Here is a 16,585-nt window from a genome sequence, read left to right as displayed (position 1 = left end):
TATCGGGCGACCTTGCGCACTCGGCGGCCGCCGTTGCAACGCTGCTCGCCCCGTACCTCGAGCCGTAATAAGCAAGCTATTTCAGGGATGTCGTACTAGTTGCGCGATGTGGCGCTCGCGACCCTGAGCGGACCTAGTCGTGAGTTAGACAAATTTGAGCATCGCCTCGGCTTTGATCTTCTCCGGATACAAGCTGCCTTCCACTCCTTGAAGGCTAGCGTCGGCGAGCAATCGAGCGACCGCCATGCGCGTGCTCATGCAGCGAGCGTTTCCAGCAGCGCGCGCGCGGCCTTTGGATCGGCGGTATCGGACCCTTCGCCAAACCACGACAGCAACGGCGCGAGCAGCGCGCGCGCCTCGCCGCGCCGGCCCTGTCGAGCCAGCAGACGCGCACCCCCGGTCGCTGCGCGCAACTCCAACGACTTCGCCTCGCGTTCGCGCGCGATCGCGAGCGCGCGCTCGAAGTGGCGCGTTGCATCCTCAGGAGACGGCGCCGACTGCAGCAGGCACAGCTCGGCCTCGATGCGCTCGATCTCCGATGCGAACAGGCCCGTGCGTTCCGACGCACTGACCATCGCGAGCGCGTCGCGCGCGCGGTCGATGCGGCCTTTCGCCGCATAGAGCTCGGCCAACACCCCAAGGCAGAACGTGCCACGCCACGCCGGCGTCGCGCGCGCCGCTTCACGTAGCTCGTCCAGGCGCTGCAGGATTGGTGCGTCGCGCGACAGTGCGCAGATGATGACCTCGCCGGTCGCTGCCCAGCCGGCGAGCGCGTAGCGCTCGCACATCTGCACCACCTGGAGCGCCTCTGCCAGCGCGCGCTGCGCTTCGCCGCGCTCGAAATGCAGCCAAGCGGCGAAGAATGAGACGAACACGCTCGACAGCGGATGTCGCACCTCGTCGGCGGCGCGACGCGCGTCGGCGATCGCTTCGACCGCCTGGTCAGGATAGCCGACGACCCACAGGTCGAGCGCGCGGTAGGTCCGGCAGCACACGCCGGGATCGTGCCCGCCGTACAGCGCCGCCAGCGGCGCGTGCCTATCTCGCTCGTACAGCGCGATGCCACGCTCGGCGTGCCGAATCGCTTCGCGTGCGCGCCCGAGGCCGGTGAGCGTCGGCCACAGCGTATGGTGCGCTTCGAGCAGCAAGCCGCTGTCGTCACCGTTAGCCGCGCTCGTCAGCAGCCGCTCGCCAATACGGCACGCCTCGTCGTAGCGCGAGGCCGAGAACGTGGTGCGCCACAGTCCCCACAGCACCGGGAAACGCCGTTCGTGGTCGTCGAGCTGGTCGACCAGCTGCTGCATGCTCAGGTACAACGCCTCGACTTCCGCCGCGTTGTCGCCTTTCAGGGCCATCAGCGGCGGCCCGAGCGCGACACGGATGTCGAGTGCCTGGCTCAGGTTCTCGCGCGTCGGCGGCAATCTGGCGAGCAATTCGAGCGCCTGCTCGTAGTACGCGATGGCTTCGCGGTTCGCGCAGCGCGCGACCGACTTCGCGCCGGCCAGGCGCAGGTAGTGCAGCGCCTTCGGCAACGCCTCCGCGCGTACCGCGTGGTGCGCCAGGCGTTCGACATGGCGGGCGATACCTTCCTCGCCGACCAGCCGTTCGGCGGCAACGACGATGGCGCCGTGCAACGCACGGCGCCGCTCGCTGAGCACGCCGGCGTATGCGACATCGTGCGTCAGCGCATGCTTGAACGTGTATTCGAGGTCCGGGAAGAGGCGCGCCTCGTAGAGGAACTCCGCCTCCATCAGTCGCCCGAGCGCGCCGCGCAGCGCGTCTTCATCGAGCCCCGCGATCTCGCGCAGCAAAGCATACGGAACGTCGACGCCGACCACCGCGGCGGCCTGCAACAGCCGCTTGTCTTCGGGCGCCAGCCGGTCAATGCGCGACGCGAGGATCGCCTGCACGCTGGCCGGCATCGCGAGCGTGTCGAGGTCGCACACCAGCCGGTAGGCACCGCTTGCGCCGGCGATCACGCCGGTCTCGGCCAGCGTACGCACGCTCTCTTCGATGTACAGCGGATTGCCTCCGGTGTTCTCGGCGAGGCGTCGGGCAAGTGCTGCCACGCTCGGATCGGTACCGAGCAGCTCGCGCAGCAGCTCGGCGGCGCTGGACGTTGCGAGCGCATCGATGCGAATCTGCCGGTAGTATGTCTTGCCGGCCCAGGCGTGCCGATACTCGGGCCGGTAGTTCACCGCGAGCAGCACCGCCGCGGCCGGCACGCTGGCCACCAGCCTGTCGAGGAAAGCCTGCGTCTCTCCGTCGATCCAGTGCAGGTCCTCGAATACCACGAGCACCGGTTGCAACTGGCTTTCGCGCAAGACGAGCCGTCTCAGCGCGTCGAGTGTCTGCGCACGCCGGTCGGCGGACTCCAGACTCGCGAACGCATGGTCATCGGGCAGCGCATCGAGGATCCACAGCAGTGCCGGCACGATGTCGCGCAACGCTTCATCCAGCGTCAGTACCGAGCCCGTGATCTTCGATCGGATCGCGCGCCGATCGTCGCGCAGGTCGATCCTGAAGTACGCGCGCAGCAGATCCACGAGCGGCAGGAACGCCGTGGCCTTGCCGTAAGACACCGACGACGCCTCGATCACACGCCAGCCGTGCATGTGGTGCGAGCGCGCAAATTCGAAGTACAGCCGCGACTTTCCGACCCCCGCCTCGCCAACTACCGCGACGACCTGTCCATGCCCGGCCGCGACCTGCTCGGCGGCGAGGCACAACTGCTCGATCTCGGAGTCACGGCCGACGAAACGCGTGAGTCCGCGCGCGCGGCGTGCCTGCAGCCGCGTGCGCGCATCGGACGCGCCGGCCAGCTCGTAGGCCTGCACCGGGTCGGGCAGGCCCTTCACAGGAATCGGGCCGAGCGGCATGACGTCGACATAGCCTTCGGCGAGCGCCAACGTCGCCGCCGTCAACCGTGTCGTGCCCGGCACGGCGAGCTGCTCCATGCGCGCCGCGAGGCTCGTCGTCTGGCCCACCGCCGAATAATCCATCCGCAGGTCGCTGCCGACCGAGCGGACGACGACTTCGCCGGAATGGATGCCGACGCGCACCAGCACCTCGACGCCGTGCTCGCGACGCATCTCGTCGGCATGGCGGCGCATCGTCTCCTGCAGTCGCAGGGCCGCGTAGCATGCGCGCACCGCGTGATCCTCGTGCGCGAGCGGCGCGCCGAACAGCGCCATGATGCCGTCGCCCATCACCTGATTGACCAGCCCTTCGAAGCGGTGCACCGCATCCATCATCCGCTGCAGCACCGGATCGAGGATGCGGCGCGCCTCCTCGGGGTCGCGGTCGGCGAGCAGCTCGAGCGAGCCCTTCATGTCGGCGAACAGCACCGTCACCTGCTTACGCTCGCCTTCGATCGCAGCACGCGTGTCGAGGATGCGCTCAGCGAGGTGACGCGGGACGGCGGGCGTGGCCGGCGCTGAAGCCGATGCCGGACGGCCGCACTGCGGGCAGAACCGCGCCGCCGGCGGGAGATCCGCGCCGCAGCCGGCGCACGCCGAAGCGAACGGGTGCGCGCATTGCATGCAGAACCGCGCGGCTGGCGGATTCTCCTGCTCGCACTTCGGGCATCGCATATTCGCCTTCCGTCTGTGGCAGTCGGGCCAATCAGGCGATGTTAGCGACGATCCGTGGTTGAAGGGAAGGCGCCCCGAACTCGTCGAGCAGCATACAGATCTCTGCGCCTGCGCCTGCGCCTGCGCCTGCGCCTGCGCCTGCGCCTACGCCGCCTCAGTCGGCGCATAGGAATTTCAAACGCCCTCGCGATGGTCATTGGAGCGGCCATGGCGAGGGCTGGGGCCGGCCGGAAGTGCCTCCATGAGCGTGTGCCGCACCCATTGGAGTCGTGAAACGCTCGCGGCTCAACCGTCAACAAGGAGCGTAAGCCGCTTCGCCCGGAGCGCCGTTCGGGCCGACCTGTGGAACGGCGGCTTTGAGGCAGCACGTTGGCGACCTCGGTTGACTGCCAGTCCGATCCCTTGACCGCAGAAGACATACCGCCGTCCCTTGATGCCGGCCGGCATCGCAGCGCGATGAACGACAGCTTCGGAGAAGTCGACCCCCATGCCCGGTCAGCGGCTATGCCCGCTGTCCTTTGGATCCGGTCATCGGCGACACGATTTCCTTGATGGACGAGCGACTGGAAGTGGCCGGGATGGTGAGTTCGAGGCGTGGCGGTGAACGGCAGCAATCGCTACATACCTGCCGTAGGTCGATCGGTGGCGACGGACGGCATCGGGCCCAGAGCCGCCTTACAGCGGACGCCACGATCGCGAAAAGCGGTGATCGGCAGGCCGACGTTCTCCGCCGCCCAGGGTTGAATATAGACGTAGCTTCCCAACTGGATCGGCGGGTCCGGTTTCCAAATGGCAGCAGCCATCGCATTGACCAGATGTCAGAACGGGGCTGGCGAGCGGACAACTTCGACCGGCCCGATGCCGCAATAGATCGTCTCGCCAGTCTCTTGAGCAACTGTGAATTTCGATAAAGCTTGGCGGTGATTCCGGCAAAGGATGTCACGGCTTCGAAGGCAATTCGAGCACGCTCGCCTGAAGTTCTGGCATCTCTTGTCGTTACTTCGCAGCTTTCCGGCATTGCGTGTCACATGTTGAGAGTAGAGGAGGGCAGACCTCAACCTGAACCATGAGCGCATCGGCTTATATCGTGATGCCGAAGCGGGACGGCTGACCGGTTATCCCCGCCGTGGTGGGCGCGCAGCGGCGCGTATGAGTATGGACTGCTTCAGACTGCGTTGCGGCCAGCCTGCTCGCAGCGTCAGCCGCGTCTCAGGCAGTTATCTCCCTCAAGTGTCTTTCCCGCATCCAGCGCCTCTTTCAACCGTTTGGCGTCATCCCGTTCGGCTTGAGATGGGTGGCATGCTCGGCTGGACAGCCCCGACGACGCCCGAAGCCCTCGCCGCCAATTCCTTGACTGTCGCTCTGAGCAGGTCCATGTCCTTCCGGAATCGATCTGCCGGGCCAGCGACAGTGAGCGATGCGATGCACTCTCCATTGCCGTCGAATACGGGCGCAATCACCGACCCGACCCCAGCGATAGGGGTATCGATGGAACTGCACACACCTTCAGTCCGGATCTTTGCCATCTCGCGCGTGATCGAGGCCCTCGCGATCCCGGCCGGCATCTTGATCTTGAACTGCACCGAAGCCATGTACGCGTCCCGGAACCCCTTGTCGGCAAATGCGAGCAGCAACCAGCCGGTCGGGCTCGCATACAGCGGCCGAACCGTACCGACGGGTACTTGCAGGCGAACCGGATGCGGGCTATTGACAAGTTCGACAAACGCCACGGCCTCGGCCTCACGGTTGAGCACGCCGAGCAAAACGGTCTCGCCGGTGCGTTCAACGAGTTCTTCCATGAAAGGCCGGATCATCTTCGGGAAGTTCCATGCGGACATCACGCTCGCCGAGAGGCGGATGATCGAGGGGCCGATGCGATAGCTGCCCTCACTGTGGATCAGGTAGCCTTCGGCCACGAGGGGGCGCAGCAGATTCAGCAGGCTGCTTTTTGGCGCTGCCAGCGTTGCGCTCAACTCGGCGAGCGACATCCCGTTCTGCGTCAGCGACAACACGTCGAACAATCCCAACAGCCGCGTCAGGGAACGCGGGCCGGTGGTGTCGCGTTCAGGGTCTTCCGCGGGCAGCGGCGCCGATCTCGCCTGTCTTGTCATTCGAATCTTTCGCCCATTCAGGGATGCTGAATCGCCATTTTACTGGGGCACCCCCTACCGACTCTGGCGATTCATCGACAGGCGATTGACGAAGGTCGCGGCACGCGCTGGGCGATCTCTTCAGAGTTTCAATGCGCCACGCACGGCCTCGGCGATCGTCAGGATCGCGTCTTCGTCGCGTGTTGCCGGGTTGAACAGACGGTTGTGGCAGATCGCCACGGCGAGCTGCGCATCAGGATCGGCCCAGCCGATGGAGCCGCCCTGGCCGGGATGGCAGATCGCGCGCGGGTTCTTCGCCGAACACACTGGTGGATGTTCGCCGCCGAACCAGTAACCCCCGATCGTGATCGGGATCGGGAAGCCGAACATCACCGGATCGGGCTCGTCGCTGTGCGCACGCGGCGTGTTCAGCGTGGCCACCAGGCCTTCCGAGAGCAGCCGCACCCCGTCGAGCTCGCCGCCGCCAGCCAACATAGCCCAGAAACGCGCTTCGCTGCGTGCGGTGAAGATGCCGCCCACCCCGGCCACCTCGGCGCGGCGCACCTCGGGTCGCTCGAAGACCGCCGGTCCCAGCGCGACCGCGGGCGGCATCGAGGCGAGATAGAGCGGCGGCAAGTGCTCGGCCGGGAGCGGCCGCATCGCGTCGAACTGCCGCGCGATGCGCGGCTCGACAGCATCGGGGATACCGATCCAGAGGTCCGGCGCGCCGAGCGGCGCAGCGATCTCCTCGCGCACGAAGCGGCCGAGCGAGCGATGGTCCGGGTCGGCACGGCGCACCAGTTCACCGAGGATCCATCCGAAGGTCATTGACAGGTACATGGTCTTCGCGCCGGCCTCCGCCAGCGGCGTGAGCTCGGCAATCGCGCGGGTCATCCAGGGCCAGTCGCACAAGCGCTCCGGGGTCATCCCCTCCGGCATCTGCGGAATGCCGGCGCGATGCGTCAGCACGTCGCGCAGCGTGGTTCTGCCCTTTCCGTGGGCGGCGTACTCCGGCCACCATGTCGCCACGGGTGCGTCGTAGTCGAGCCGACCGCGATCGACCAGCATGTGCACTGCCGTCGCGGCGACGGCCTTGGTGACCGAGTAGACGTTGAAGAGCGTCTCGCCGTCGACGGGGCGGCCGTTTGCCGGATCGGCCAGGCCGCCCCACGCATCCACCACCAGGCGGCCGCGATGGTAGGCGGCCACCTGAATGCCGATCTCGCGGCCGCCGGCGATCGCGTCATCGATGGCGCGTTGCACCGGAGGGTTGGCGCCGAGCATGGGCGGGGTCAAGCGGGTCTCCTTCGAGGTGGCTGCACGGGTCGATGTGGCAGCGGCGACCTGGGCGCGCAGCGGGGCCTTCGATCGAAAAAGAAGCCTCGAAGCTCTTGTTGAGGTCGCACCAGTTGGTTTATATTGTAGAACGACGTTCAAATACATGACGTCGCTTTTTCACAAACTCGAGAGCCCTGGGCACGGGTCGACAAAGGAGCAAGGCATGGCTCAAGGAGTAGCGCAAGACGCCGATGCGGCACTGCTGGCAGGCCGGTGCGCGATCGTGGCCATGCCGGGTCTGGCCCTCGGTGGCGCGCTGGCCCGCGGGCTGCGGCGGCATGGCGCGCGCGTCGTCGAGATCGACGTCGCGCCCGGCTCGCGCGCCGACGCGGAGGCCGCCCTCGGGGATGCCACGCGCGAGGCCGGCGGCGCAGACCTCGTCGTGCATGCGGGCGCCACGCCTGCGGCGCTGGCGTCGCGCCCGCTCGAGGCGCTTTCTGCCGAGCAATGGCACTCGGCCGTGCATCGCAGCATGCTCACGAGCCTGTACTTCCTGCAGGCGGTCCATCGCCAGCAGCGCGAGGCGGGCGGGGCGACGGTCGTCGTCGGCCCTTCGACGGCGCTGGTCGGTGCGGCCGATCTCGTCCCGCTGATCACGCTGGCGGAAGCGCAGCGCACGCTGGTCAAGTCGGCGGCGCGGCAATGGGGCCGGCACGGCATGCGGCTCAACTGGGTCGGCGTCGGGGCGCAGCGCTACGCACCCTCGCTGGCAGAGGCCGCGCTGCCGTCGACGCCGGAGCTCGGTCCGCCGCCGCCGGCGCTCGGCCGTGTGCCCGAGGCGGAAGCCGAGGTGGCCGACGTGATCGCATGGCTCGGCAGCGATGGCGCGCGCGGCGTGACGGGCGCGAGCTTCAACCTCGACGGCGGCGACTGGATGGTGCCATGAGCAGTGCAAGCGCAACGACGACGACAACCGGCGCGGGCCTGCTGGAGGGCCGGGTCGCTTTCGTGACCGGCGCCGGCGCCGGCATCGGCCGCGGCATCGCGCTGGCGCTCGCCGCCGCGGGCGCGCGCGTGGCGGTGACCGGGCGCCGCGGCGCGACCTGCGACGACACCGTCGCGCTGATTGCCGCCGAGGGCGGCACGGCTTTCGCGCTGGAGGCCGATGTCGGCGACGTCGCGGCGGTGAACCGTGCGGTCGAAGCAACCGTCGCCCGTTGGGGGCGACTCGACATCCTGGTGCAGAACGCGAACGCCGGCGCAGACTCGGCGCATCCGATCGCGCTCGAAGAGGTCACGGAAGAAGACTGGCTGCGACAGGCCCGCGTCGCCTGGGACGGCAACCTGCATTGCGCCCGGGCCGCGGTGCCGCACCTGCGGGCCAGCGGGAGCGGCCGCTTCATCGTGCTCGGCTCGGCCTTCGGGCTGCATGGCGCGGCGATGAATCCGGTGTATTCGGCGTTGAAGGGCGGCGACCGCGGCTTCGTCAAGTCGCTGGCGCGCGAGTGGGGGCCCTACGGCATCACCGTGAATGCGATCGAGCCCGCCGCTGCCACCGAGCCGACCCAGGTGTTCTTCGCCCAGAACCCCGCGGTCCGCGACGCCTACCTCCGCATGTTCCCGCTCGGCCGCATGGGCGCGCCGCGCGAGGACATCGGCCGCGCCGTCGTGGCGCTCTGCAGCGACCTGATGGGCTACGTCAGCGGGCAGAACCTGCCCGTCGACGGCGGCCTGTACACCGCATTGTGAGGACAGCCATGACGGGACGCGTGCAAGGAAAAGTGGCGCTGGTGACCGGCGCGGGCGGCGGCATCGGCGCGGCCTGCGCGATGGCACTGGCGCGTGAAGGTGCCGCGGTCGCGGTCGGCGACATCGACCTGGCCGCCGCCGAGCGCCAGGTCGCAGCGATCGAGGCGGAGGGCGGCCGGGCGACCGCACTGCAGGTCGATCTCGGCGACGAGGCCTCGGTGCTCGCAATGGTCGAAGCCACCGTCTCCCGGCTCGGCGGCCTCGACATCCTGCACAACAACGCGGCCGACACACGGCTCTCGTCGACGCGCGACCGGCCGGTTGCCACCGTCGATACCGAGGTCTGGGACGCGATCCTGCGCGTCAACCTGCGCGGCACGATGCTCGCGTGCCGGGCGGCGATCCCGCACCTGCGCCGGCGCGGCGGCGGCTCGATCGTCAACACCAGCTCGAATGCGGCGCTCGCCGGCGCGCTCTCGCACAGCGCCTACAGCGCGTCCAAGGCCGCGATCAACTCGCTGACGCAGAGCGTCGCGACGCAGCACGGCAAGGAAGGCATCCGCTGCAACGCGATCTCGCCGGGGCTGATCGTCACGCCGTCGACCAGGGACAGCTATGCCGCCTCCGGCGTCGGAGAGATCATGCTGCGCCACCATCTGACGCCGCGGCTCGGGCGGCCCGAGGACATCGCGGCCGCCGTGGTTTTCCTCGCCTCCGACGAGGCCGGCTTCATCACCGGCCAGGTGATCTGCGTCGACGGCGGTTCGCTGGCGCACCAGCCTTACGTCGCGGATTTCGCAGAGCGCGAGGCAGCATCGTGAGCGATCTGGCGCAGCGTCTGGCCCGCGTCGAGGCTGAGCTGGCGATCGGGCAACTGCCCGCGCGCTACGCCGTCGCGGTCGACTCACGCAATGTCGATGCCCTGGTCGCGCTCTTCGCCGCCGATGTGGACTGCGGCCGCTGGGGTATCGGACGCGAGGCCTTGAAGCGCTACTACGCGAGCCGGCATGTGCTCACGGGCTTCTACCGCTCGGTCCACCTGGTGTGCGGCCAGACGATCGAGCTGATCGACGCCGATCACGCGAGCGGCACGGTCTACTGCCGTGCCGGACACGAAGACAAGGACCACTGGATCGAGATGTCCATCTGCTATTTCGACCGCTATGTCCGCAGCGAAGACCTCTGGTGCTTCGAGCGCCGCGACGAGAAGCACTGGTACTCGACCGACTGGCAGCAGCGCCCCAATCGCGGCGAGGGCGCGGGCTTCCAGAATTGGCCCGGCAAGTACGAAGGCCCGAAGTTCGTGCCGAGCCTGCCGCATGCCTGGCCGAGCTGGGCGGCCTACTGGGAGGCGCAGGGGGACGTTGCCCGACGCGCGGTGACCCATGCACCCTGATCTCGCATTCACGAGGAGCTGACGCATGCGCAGGGCTGCCATCGTCTCTCCCTTGCGCACCGCCGTCGGCGCCTTCGGCGGCAGCCTGAAGCCGCTGCCCGCCGACCAGCTCGCCAGCGCCATCCTGAAGGCGCTGGTCGCCCGCAGCGGCATCGACCCGGAGCGCATCGACGAGGTCGTCATGGCCCAGTCCTACGCCAACAGCGAGGCGCCTTGCCTCGGCCGCTATGCCGCGCTCGATGCCGGCTTGCCGGTCGCGCTGCCGGGCATGACGCTGGACCGGCGTTGCGGCTCGGGGCTGCAGGCCGTGATCGATGCGGCGATGCAGGTGCAGACCGGCGCGGCCGATGTCGTCGTGGCCGCCGGCGTCGAGAGCATGAGCAATATCGAGTACTACAGCACCGACGTGCGCTGGGGCTCGCGCGCCGGCTCGGTCACGATGCACGACCGCCTGCAGCGCGGTCGCGAGCGCTCGCAGCCCGAACACCGCTTCGGCTACATCTCCGGCATGCCCGAGACCGCCGAGAACCTGGCGAAGGACTACGGCATCTCGCGCGAGGCCGCCGATGCCTTCGCGATGCGCAGCCATCAGCGCGCCGCCGCGGCTTGGCGCGAAGGCCGCTTCGCGCACGAGGTGGTGAGCGTCGCCGTGCCGGCGAAGAAGGGCGAGGCGTTGCACTTCGCGCGCGACGAAGGCATCCGTGCCGAGACCACGATGGAGACGCTGGCGAAGCTGAAACCCGTGCTGAAGGGCGGCACCGTGACCGCCGGCAACGCGAGCCAGCAAAACGATGCGGCCGCCGCCTGCCTGGTCGTCGCCGAGGACAAGCTGGCCGAACTGAAGCTCGAGCCGATGGCCTGGCTGCGCGGGTGGGCCGCCGCCGGCTGCGAGCCGTCGCGCATGGGTATCGGCCCCGTGCCCGCGGTGAAGAAGCTGTTGGCGCGCACCGGCCTGTCGTTCGACCGGCTCGATCTCGTCGAGCTGAACGAGGCCTTTGCGGCACAAGTGCTGGCGGTGCTGAAGGGCTGGGAATGGAACGATGCCGACCGGCTCAACGTCAATGGCGGCGGCATCTCGCTCGGACACCCGATCGGCGCAACCGGCGTGCGCATCCTCGCGACCATGCTGCACGAGCTGAAACGGCGCCAGGGCCGCTACGCGCTGGAGACGATGTGCATCGGCGGCGGGCAGGGGCTGGCCGCGCTCTTCGAGCGGGCCGGGTCGTAGTGAACCTCACGGGTCATACCGCATTGACAGCACGAACTCGACTTGTTTATATTTCCGAACGTCATTCTATTATTGATACCTGATGCCCGCGAGGCAGCTCGCGACCGGTGCAGCCAGAACCAGGAGAGACACACAGTGGATACCGCCGTGAAGCCCAAGGTGCGCGTGGACTACGTCCCGGCCGAGCACTACATCTCGCGCGAGATCGTGCAGCTCGAGAAGCGCCTGCTGTGGCCCAAGGTGTGGCAGCTCGCCTGCCGCCTCGAGGAGATCCCCTTTCCGGGCGACTACGTCACCTACGACATCAACGACGAGTCGGTCATCGTCGTGCGCCAGACGCCGGACACGATCCGCGCCTTCTACAACGTGTGCCAGCACCGCGGGCGGCGCCTGACCGAAGGCTGCGGGTCGGCCGCCAGGCTGCAGTGCCGCTTCCACGGGTGGCAATGGAACCTGGACGGCAAGGTCATCCGCATCGTCGATCGCGACGACTGGCAGGGCTGTCCCGACATGAGCGACGAGGACTTCTCGCTGCCGGAAATCAAGGTCGACACCTGGGCCGGCTTCGTCTTCGTCAATTTCGATCCGGCCTGCGAGCCGCTCGCCCGGCACCTGGCGCCGGTGCCGGAATACACCGACTGCTACGAGTTCGAGAAGATGCGCTACCGCTGGTACAAGTCGGTGCGCCTGCCCTGCAACTGGAAGGTCGCGCTGGAAGCCTTCAGCGAGGGCTACCACGTCTTCGGCACGCACCCACAACTGCTCGATTGCCAGGGCGACGACGTGACGCGCAGCTTCATCTTCGGCAGGCACGGCATGTTCGGCTACCCGGCGCCGGCGCGGCTGCCGGGCGCGCCATCGCCGCGCACCGGACGGCCGGTCCCGGACGACGTGCGCCCTGGCATCGTCAAGTTCTTCGCCGATCTGGAGGACCAGCTCAAGGCGATCACCACCCAGCGCGACCTCGATGCCGCCAGGCGCATCCTCACCGAGTGCTCGCCCGACACGCCGCACCTCGAGCTGCTGATGAAGGTGGGCCAGTTCCAGGCCGAGGCCGCGATCGCCGAAGGAGCCGGCTGGCCGAACATCACGGGCGAGCAGATCTACAAGGCCGGGACCGACTGGCACGTGTTCCCGAACATGATCTTCCTGATGTCGCCCGACGGCATGCTCTTCTACCGCGCCCGGCCGGACGGCGACAACCCCGACTCCTGCTTCTACGACATCTGCTCGATCGCGCGCTACGCGCCGGGCACCGAGCCGAAGCTCGAGCGCGAGTTCTATTGGGGCGCGGACGACTGGAAGACCGACACCGTCGAGCGCTTCGGCCTGATCCTGTCGCAGGACTTCGCCAACATGACCGAAGTGCAGAAGGGCATGAAGTCCCAGGCCTTCCGAGGCGCGCGCACGAACCCGCTGCAGGAGTCCGCGATCTCGAACTTCCACCGCGCGCTGCGCGAGATCCTGTTCGACGAGACGAGCAGGGCCTGAGGACACGATGTCGACCAACGGAACCTGGGACGAGGCCTTCGACTTCGTCATCGTCGGCAGCGGCGGCGGCTCGATGTGCGCCGCGCTGGCGGCCAAGCAGCTGGGCAAGCGCGCCTTGATCGTCGAGAAGCAGCCGCTGATCGGCGGCTCGACCGGTTTTTCCGGCGGCGTCTGGTGGGTGCCGAACAATCCGGTGATGAAACGCGCCGGCGTGGCCGACAGTGCCGAGCGCGCGCGGCAGTACCTCGATGCGGCCGTCACCTACCAAGGCCCGGGCACCAGCCCCGCGCGGCGCGATGCCTTTCTGCGCAACGGCCCGAAGATGGTCCAGTTTCTCGAAGGCCAGGGCATGAAATTCGTCTATGCCGACGGCTGGTCCGACTACTACGACGAGCTGCCCGGCGGCGAGCCGCGCGGCCGCTCGCTCCTGGCCGAGCTTTTCGACACGCGCGAGCTGGGCGAATGGGAGTCGAAGCTGTCGCGCTACAAGGGCTTCAGCCTGCCGCTGCCGACCGACCAGTTCCCGTCGCTGATGCTGGCCAAGCGCACCTGGGGCGGCAAGAAGACCGCGCTGTCGATGGTCGGACGCATGCTGAAGGCCAAGCTGACCGGCCGGCGGCTCGCCGGCGCGGGCGCGGCGATCCAGGGCCGGATGCTGCAGATCGCGCTGCGCGAGCAGCTGCCGATTTGGACCGATTCAGCCCTTGCGCAGTTCGTGCTCGACGGCGATCGCGTCGCCGGCATTGCGGTACAGCGCGGCGGCAGGCTGGTGCGCGTGCAGGCGCGCGATGGCGTGCTGATGAACGTCGGCGGCTTCTCGCGCAGCGCGGCGATGCGCCAGCGCTTCCAGCCCCAGCCGAATTCGGCCACCTGGACCAATGCCAACCCCGGCGACACCGGCGAGGCGATCGAATGGGCGATGGCGCTCGGCGCGGCGGTGGACTGCATGGACGAAGCCTGGTGGGTCGTGACCTCGCTTGCGCCGGACGGCCAGCCGCCGAAGCCCGGCGGGTATGCGGCCGACGGCACGCCGCTGCCCTTCATGCACCACCTGGACCTGTCGCTGCCGTACTCGATGATGGTCGACCAGCTCGGCGAGCGCTTCTGCGACGAGGCCGGCGCCTACATGGAGATCGGCCAGCGCATGTACCAGCGCCAGCGCGAGACCGGAAAGGCCGTGCCGAGCTGGGTCATCATGGACAGCCGCCAGCGCGCCTACTACCCCTGGGGCACCGCGCAACCCGGCCAGGTGCCCGAGGAGTGGTTGAAGAGCGGCTACATGGTGAAGGCCGAGTCGATCGACGAGTTGGTGAAGAAGACCGGCATCGACGGGGCAGGGCTGGCGTGGACCCTCGAGCGCTTCAACGGCTTCTGCCGCAGCGGCGTCGACAGCGATTTCGGCCGCGGCTCGCGCGCCTTCGATCGTTGCCATGGCGACCCGACCGTGACGCCGAATCCCAACCTCGGCGCGATCGAGAAGCCGCCGTTCTACGCGGTGCGCATGTACCCGGGTGACGTCGGCACGGCCGGCGGCGTGGTCACCGACGAGCATGCGCGGGTGCTGCGGGAGGACGGCTCGGTCATCCACGGGCTCTATGCCACCGGCAACTGCACCGCCTCGGTGGTTGGGCGTTGTTATCCGGGCGCGGGCGCCAGCATCGGCGCCTCCTTCACCTTCGGCTACATCGCCGCGCACCACGCACTGGGCGCACCCCTGCAATGACATCGACCAGGACGAATCCATGACACCAGACACGCGCATCGACCAGGCCATCCTGGTCGACATCTACCGCCGCATGGCCCTGATCCAGCGCAGCGACGATCGCTTCCGCGCGGTCATCAAGGCCGGCAAGATCGTCGCGCCGTACTACTCGCCACGCGGGCAGGAAGCGATTCCCGCCGCGGTGTCGGTGAACCTCACGAACGAGGACACGATCTGCACCATCTATCGCGGCATCCACGACATGCTCGCCAAGGGCGTGCCGTCGAAGCTGCTGTGGGCGGAGATCGCCGGCAAGGCGACCGGCACCTGCAAGGGCAAGGGCGGGCCGATGCACATCACGCACCCCGAGTCCGGCGTGATGGTGACGACCGGGATCGTCGGCAGCAGCATGCCGATTGCCAACGGACTGGCGCTGGCGGCGCAGATCCGAGGGCAGAAGCACGTGTCCGTCGCGTATTTCGGCGATGGCGCCTCGAACATCGGCGCCTTCCACGAGGCCTTGAACATGGCGGCGGTCTGGAAGCTGCCGGTGATCTTCGTCTGCCAGAACAACGGCTATGGCGAGCACACGCGCTACGAGCTGGCCACCTCCGCGAAGCAGGTCTCCGACCGCGCCGCGGGCTACCAGATGCCCGGGGTCACGATCGACGGCAACGACCCGCTGGCGGTGTATGCGGCGGCGCGCGAGGCCGTCAGCCGCGCGCGCGCCGGCGAGGGCCCGACGCTGATCGAAGCCAAGACCTTCCGCTTCCAAGGCCACGTCTTCGGCGACGCGGACGCCTACATGGCGCCGGGCGAGAAGGAGGCTGCGATGGCGAGGGATCCGGTGCCGCGCTTCCGCAGCTGGCTGATCGAAGGAGGCGTGGCCGAATCCGAGCTGGCGGCGCTCGAGTCGGCGATCGACCGCGAGATCGACGAGGCCGTGGCCTTCGCGCTGGAAAGCCCGGTGCCAGACCTGTCCGAACTGCAGCGGGATGTGCTGGCCGAGGAGGTTGCGCAATGAATACGACAAGCACCGTGCTCGACAAGGTCAAGCCAATGAACACGATCCAGGCCGTCAACCTGGCCCTCGACGAAGCAATGGGCCTGGACCCGAACGTCATCCTGCTCGGCGAGGACATTGCCGACGCCCAGGAGGGTGGCATCGTCGGCGTGACCAAGGGGCTCTCGACCAAGTACGGCACCTCGCGCGTGCGCTCCACGCCGATTTCCGAGCAGGCGATCATCGGTGCGGCGATCGGCGCGTCGATCGTCGGCATGCGGCCGGTGGCGGAGATCATGCTGATGAACTTCACCGCAGTGGCGATGGACATGATCGTCAACCACGCGGCCAAGCTGCGCTACATGTCGGGCGGGCAGACGCATGTGCCGATCACGATTCGCACGATGACCGGCGCCGGCTTCGGCACCGGCGGCCAGCATGCCGACTACCTCGAGGCCTGGTTCGCGCACACCGCCGGCATGAAAGTGGTGGCGCCGTCGTCGCCGGCCGATGCCTACGGCTTGATGCTGTCGTGCATCTTCGACGAGGACCCTTGCCTCTTCATCGAGAACATGCCGAGCTACTGGACGCCCGGCGCGCCGCCGCAGCTCGGCCAGCGCATTCCGCTCGGCAAGGCGAAGGTGCTGCGCGAAGGCCGCGACGTGACAGTGATCAGCTACAGCCGCATGGTGCAGGACTGCGCCGCGGTCGCGGACAAGCTGGCGAAGGAAGGCGTGGAGGTCGAGCTGATCGACCTGCGCACGATCTCGCCGCTGGACGAGGCCACCTTGCTGAGCTCGGTCGCGAAGACGCGGCGCGCGGTGGTCGTGCATGAGGCGGTGCGCCGCTTCGGCGTGGGCGCCGAGATCGCCGCGCTGCTGCACGAGCACCTGTTCAGCGCGCTGAAGGCGCCGGTGCAGCGCGTCGGCGCGAACCACTCGCCGGTGCCGTTCTCCAAGACGCTGGAGGCGGCCCACGTGCCCCAGCCGGCGGCGATCGAGGCGGCGATCCGCAAGACGCTGGACTGAAGCACGAACATCCCAACGACGAGGACA

The 16,585-nt window shown here is 68.2% G+C and carries 12 protein-coding genes; 9 read left to right on the top strand and 3 right to left on the bottom strand.

All coding sequences use genetic code 11. The annotated features are described in order from the left end of the window. Nucleotides 1–254 precede the first annotated feature (254 nt). The 3 genes from BLS74_RS05455 to BLS74_RS05445 all read right to left on the bottom strand — a co-directional run bounded on the left by BLS74_RS05455 (nucleotide 255) and on the right by BLS74_RS05445 (nucleotide 7,126). Nucleotides 255–3,593, bottom strand: coding sequence for an adenylate/guanylate cyclase domain-containing protein (locus BLS74_RS05455; protein WP_093103568.1), 3,339 nt, complete (start codon nucleotides 3,591–3,593; stop codon nucleotides 255–257). A 1,271-nt stretch (nucleotides 3,594–4,864) separates the two neighbouring features. Beyond that, nucleotides 4,865–5,704 carry an IclR family transcriptional regulator gene (locus BLS74_RS05450; protein WP_093103566.1) on the bottom strand — a complete coding sequence of 280 codons (840 nt, stop codon included), beginning with the start codon at nucleotides 5,702–5,704 and terminating at the stop codon, nucleotides 4,865–4,867. 120 nt (nucleotides 5,705–5,824) lie between these two features. Then, on the bottom strand, nucleotides 5,825–7,126 hold the full coding sequence (locus tag BLS74_RS05445) for a serine hydrolase domain-containing protein (RefSeq protein WP_244503765.1): 1,302 nt from the start codon (nucleotides 7,124–7,126) through the stop codon (nucleotides 5,825–5,827). On the opposite strand from BLS74_RS05445, the gene BLS74_RS05440 reads away from it, so the two are divergent. The 9 genes from BLS74_RS05440 (at nucleotide 7,125) to BLS74_RS05400 (ending at nucleotide 16,558) form a co-directional block, all read left to right on the top strand. Continuing rightward, nucleotides 7,125–7,907 carry an SDR family NAD(P)-dependent oxidoreductase gene (locus tag BLS74_RS05440; RefSeq protein WP_348272415.1) on the top strand — a complete coding sequence of 261 codons (783 nt, stop codon included), beginning with the start codon at nucleotides 7,125–7,127 and terminating at the stop codon, nucleotides 7,905–7,907. The genes BLS74_RS05445 and BLS74_RS05440 overlap by 2 nt on opposite strands. Continuing rightward, nucleotides 7,904–8,710, top strand: a complete 807-nt coding sequence (locus BLS74_RS05435) for an SDR family NAD(P)-dependent oxidoreductase (protein WP_093103562.1) — start codon at nucleotides 7,904–7,906, stop codon at nucleotides 8,708–8,710. Before BLS74_RS05440 ends, BLS74_RS05435 begins: the two co-directional genes overlap by 4 nt. 8 nt (nucleotides 8,711–8,718) lie before the next feature. Then, nucleotides 8,719–9,531: an SDR family NAD(P)-dependent oxidoreductase gene (locus tag BLS74_RS05430; protein ID WP_093103561.1), complete on the top strand. Its 813-nt coding sequence runs from the start codon at nucleotides 8,719–8,721 to the stop codon at nucleotides 9,529–9,531. Continuing rightward, nucleotides 9,528–10,106 (top strand): nuclear transport factor 2 family protein, encoded by a 579-nt coding sequence (locus BLS74_RS05425; RefSeq protein WP_244503764.1) that lies wholly within the window; start codon nucleotides 9,528–9,530, stop codon nucleotides 10,104–10,106. Before BLS74_RS05430 ends, BLS74_RS05425 begins: the two co-directional genes overlap by 4 nt. Nucleotides 10,107–10,131: 25 nt before the next feature. Then, nucleotides 10,132–11,334 carry an acetyl-CoA C-acetyltransferase gene (locus tag BLS74_RS05420; RefSeq protein ID WP_093103559.1) on the top strand — a complete coding sequence of 401 codons (1,203 nt, stop codon included), beginning with the start codon at nucleotides 10,132–10,134 and terminating at the stop codon, nucleotides 11,332–11,334. Nucleotides 11,335–11,469: 135 nt separating this feature from the next. Then, complete coding sequence (locus tag BLS74_RS05415) at nucleotides 11,470–12,825, top strand: aromatic ring-hydroxylating oxygenase subunit alpha (RefSeq protein ID WP_093103557.1); 1,356 nt, start codon at nucleotides 11,470–11,472, stop codon at nucleotides 12,823–12,825. A 7-nt stretch (nucleotides 12,826–12,832) separates the two neighbouring features. Beyond that, the gene (locus BLS74_RS05410) at nucleotides 12,833–14,548 is read left to right on the top strand and encodes an FAD-binding protein (RefSeq protein WP_093103555.1); all 1,716 of its coding nucleotides are present in this window, start codon (nucleotides 12,833–12,835) and stop codon (nucleotides 14,546–14,548) included. A 19-nt stretch (nucleotides 14,549–14,567) separates the two neighbouring features. Further along, the gene (locus tag BLS74_RS05405) at nucleotides 14,568–15,551 is read left to right on the top strand and encodes a thiamine pyrophosphate-dependent dehydrogenase E1 component subunit alpha (RefSeq protein ID WP_093103554.1); all 984 of its coding nucleotides are present in this window, start codon (nucleotides 14,568–14,570) and stop codon (nucleotides 15,549–15,551) included. After that, complete coding sequence (locus tag BLS74_RS05400; protein WP_093103552.1) at nucleotides 15,548–16,558, top strand: alpha-ketoacid dehydrogenase subunit beta; 1,011 nt, start codon at nucleotides 15,548–15,550, stop codon at nucleotides 16,556–16,558. The genes BLS74_RS05405 and BLS74_RS05400 overlap by 4 nt, the downstream gene beginning before the upstream one ends. Nucleotides 16,559–16,585 lie beyond the last annotated feature (27 nt).

Source organism: Variovorax sp. CF079 (genome assembly GCF_900101545.1).
In the GTDB taxonomy this organism is placed as follows: Bacteria; Pseudomonadota; Gammaproteobacteria; order Burkholderiales; family Burkholderiaceae_C; genus Variovorax.
This window is presented reverse-complemented; position numbering and strand designations above follow the sequence as displayed.

Bases quoted from the DNA above. Each gene is read 5' to 3' on its own strand.
- BLS74_RS05455 (WP_093103568.1), bottom strand. From the start codon at position 3,593: ATGCGATGCCCGAAGTGCGAGCAGGAGAATCCGCCAGCCGCGCGGTTC.
- BLS74_RS05450 (WP_093103566.1), bottom strand. From the start codon at position 5,704: ATGACAAGACAGGCGAGATCGGCGCCGCTGCCCGCGGAAGACCCTGAA.
- BLS74_RS05440 (WP_348272415.1), top strand. From the start codon at position 7,125: ATGACGTCGCTTTTTCACAAACTCGAGAGCCCTGGGCACGGGTCGACA.
- BLS74_RS05445 (WP_244503765.1), bottom strand. From the start codon at position 7,126: ATGTATTTGAACGTCGTTCTACAATATAAACCAACTGGTGCGACCTCA.
- BLS74_RS05435 (WP_093103562.1), top strand. From the start codon at position 7,904: ATGAGCAGTGCAAGCGCAACGACGACGACAACCGGCGCGGGCCTGCTG.
- BLS74_RS05430 (WP_093103561.1), top strand. From the start codon at position 8,719: ATGACGGGACGCGTGCAAGGAAAAGTGGCGCTGGTGACCGGCGCGGGC.
- BLS74_RS05420 (WP_093103559.1), top strand. From the start codon at position 10,132: ATGCGCAGGGCTGCCATCGTCTCTCCCTTGCGCACCGCCGTCGGCGCC.
- BLS74_RS05410 (WP_093103555.1), top strand. From the start codon at position 12,833: ATGTCGACCAACGGAACCTGGGACGAGGCCTTCGACTTCGTCATCGTC.
- BLS74_RS05405 (WP_093103554.1), top strand. From the start codon at position 14,568: ATGACACCAGACACGCGCATCGACCAGGCCATCCTGGTCGACATCTAC.
- BLS74_RS05400 (WP_093103552.1), top strand. From the start codon at position 15,548: ATGAATACGACAAGCACCGTGCTCGACAAGGTCAAGCCAATGAACACG.